Annotated in this window: 3 protein-coding genes; all 3 read left to right on the top strand. The window is 65.6% G+C overall.

What is annotated here, in order from left to right; genetic code table 11:
* Nucleotide 1: 1 nt before the first annotated feature.
* On the top strand, nucleotides 2–745 hold the full coding sequence (locus tag ABWP09_RS03780; RefSeq protein WP_353203831.1) for a YebC/PmpR family DNA-binding transcriptional regulator: 744 nt from the start codon (nucleotides 2–4) through the stop codon (nucleotides 743–745).
* 259 nt (nucleotides 746–1,004) lie between these two features.
* Nucleotides 1,005–1,490: a crossover junction endodeoxyribonuclease RuvC gene (ruvC, locus tag ABWP09_RS03775; RefSeq protein ID WP_353203830.1), complete on the top strand. Its 486-nt coding sequence runs from the start codon at nucleotides 1,005–1,007 to the stop codon at nucleotides 1,488–1,490.
* Nucleotides 1,491–1,643: 153 nt separating this feature from the next.
* Nucleotides 1,644–2,199: Holliday junction branch migration protein RuvA (gene ruvA / locus ABWP09_RS03770; RefSeq protein ID WP_353203829.1), on the top strand; the 556-nt coding region annotated here is incomplete at its 3' end.

The raw sequence follows: 2,199 nt of genomic DNA, 5'->3' as shown, positions 1-2,199 counted from the left end.
AATGGCAGGCCATTCCAAATATAAGAACATCATGTACCGCAAGGGCGCGCAGGATAAGAAGCGCTCGGGCATGTTCTCCAAGCTCAGCCGCGAAATCACCGTCGCGGCCAAGATGGGCTTGCCCGATCCCGACATGAACCCGCGGCTGCGCATGGCGATCAACGCCGCCAAGGCGCAGTCGATGCCCAAGGACAATATCCAGCGCGCGGTCGACAAGGCCGCGAAGGGCGATACCGAGAATTACGAGGAAATCCGCTATGAAGGCTTCGGCCCCGGCGGCGTTTCGCTGATCATCGAGGCGCTTTCCGACAATCGCAACCGCACCGCCACCAACGTCCGCATCGCGATGACGCGTAATGGCGGCAATATGGGTGCATCGGGCGCGGTCAGCCACGCCTTCGACCGGATGGGCCTGATCAACTATCCGGCCAGTGCCGGCGATGCCGAAAAGGTGTTTGAGGCATCGCTCGAGGCCGGGGCCGAGGACGTCTCGTCGAGCGAGGACGGTCACGAGATCTGGACCGCGAGCGATCAGCTCCACGAAGTCGTCACCGCGCTCACCCCGGTGCTCGGCGAACCCGAAGGTGCAAAACTCGCCTGGCGCCCGCAAACGATGGTCGAAGTCGGCGAAGAGGATGCGATCACGCTGTTCAAGCTGATCGACGCGCTCGACGATGATGACGACGTGCAGACCGTGTGGGGCAATTACGACGTGCCCGATGCGATTTTGGAAAAGCTGGGTTGAGGCTTTTCTCACGCGAAGGCGCGAAGGCGCGAAGCAGAAGGAGCAGGGTTTTGTTCGCGCGGAGGCGCGGAGGCGCGGAGGAGTTACGCGCGACGCTGGCGTCCGGAAGACATTCCTACGGTCGATTGATGAGCGCTACCGCGCTCGTTTTTGCGGCTTTTTCTTCTTCTCCGCGCCTCCGCGCCTCCGCGCGAACCAACCTTTTTCTCTTCGCGCCTTCGCGCCTTCGTGTGAGACACTCTTTCTTCCCGCATCCCGAATGCTGATCCTCGGCCTCGACCCCGGCCTCGGCACCACCGGCTGGGGGTTGATCCGTGCTGAGGGCAACCGGCTTAGCCACGTCGCCAACGGCAAGCTCAAGACCGACACCACCGCCACGCTCCCCCGCCGCCTCGCGCATCTCGACGCGATGCTGAGCACGCTGCTGATCGACCACGCGCCCGAGGCGTGCGCGGTCGAGGAAGTGTTCGTCAACGCCAACCCGCAATCGACGCTCAAGCTCGGGCAAGCGCGCGGGGTCGTGCTCTGCGCGGCGGCGCGCACGGGGCTGGAGGTCGGCGAATATGCCGCCCGGCTCGTCAAGAAAGCCGTGGTCGGCACCGGCAATGCCGAGAAAGCGCAAGTCCACGCGATGGTCGCGCGGCTTTTGCCGGGCGTGAAGATCGACGGGGCGGACGCCGCCGATGCGCTCGCGGTGGCGATTTGCCACGCGCACCATTTGGCGAGCGCGCGCGCGCTTCGCTGAAAAGGCTTTCCTACCCCGCCATGTTCTGCTTACGTACCAGGTTATGACGATGTCCCGTGCTTGTTGGATCGGCCGCTCGGCCCGCTCGTGCGAAGAGGCGCGATGGTGTGACTCAAGTGTGACTTTAGCGGCACTCACCGGGCAGACGCGGCGATGATCGCGCACCTGAAAGGCCGCCTCGACGCAACCGGGCTCGATCATGCCGTGATCGATGTCGGCGGGGTCGGTTACCGCGTCGGCTGCTCGTCGCGCACGCTTGGCAGCATCGGGCCGGTCGGCGAGGCGGTGATGCTCCACACCGAGATGCTCGTAGCGGAGGATTTCATCCGGCTGGTCGGCTTTGCCACCGCGTCGGAGCGCGACTGGTTCCGCTTGCTCACCGGCGTGCAGGGCGTCGGCGCCCGCGTTGCGCTGGCGATCCTCTCGGCGCTTGAACCCGCCGATCTGTCGCGTGCGATCGCGAGCCAAGACAAGGCGATGGTCGCGCGCGCCAACGGCGTTGGCCCGAAGCTCGCCGAGCGCATCGTGCGTGAGTTGAAGGACAAGATCGGCGGCGTCGAAATCGGCGGCGCGAGCATCTCGGTTGCCCCCACCGGGGCGAGCGCGGATGCGGTGTCGGCGCTCCTCAACCTTGGCTTCCGTCCGGCCGAAGCCAGCGGCGCGGTGGCGGCGGCGGAGGAGGAATTGGGGGCAGGCGCGACGCTGGATG

It is taken from the genome of Sphingomonas sp., from assembly GCF_040398505.1.
GTDB lineage: Bacteria > Pseudomonadota > Alphaproteobacteria > Sphingomonadales > Sphingomonadaceae > Sphingomonas.
The sequence above is the reverse complement of the archived record's forward strand: the minus strand, read 5'-3'. Positions and strand labels throughout refer to the sequence as shown.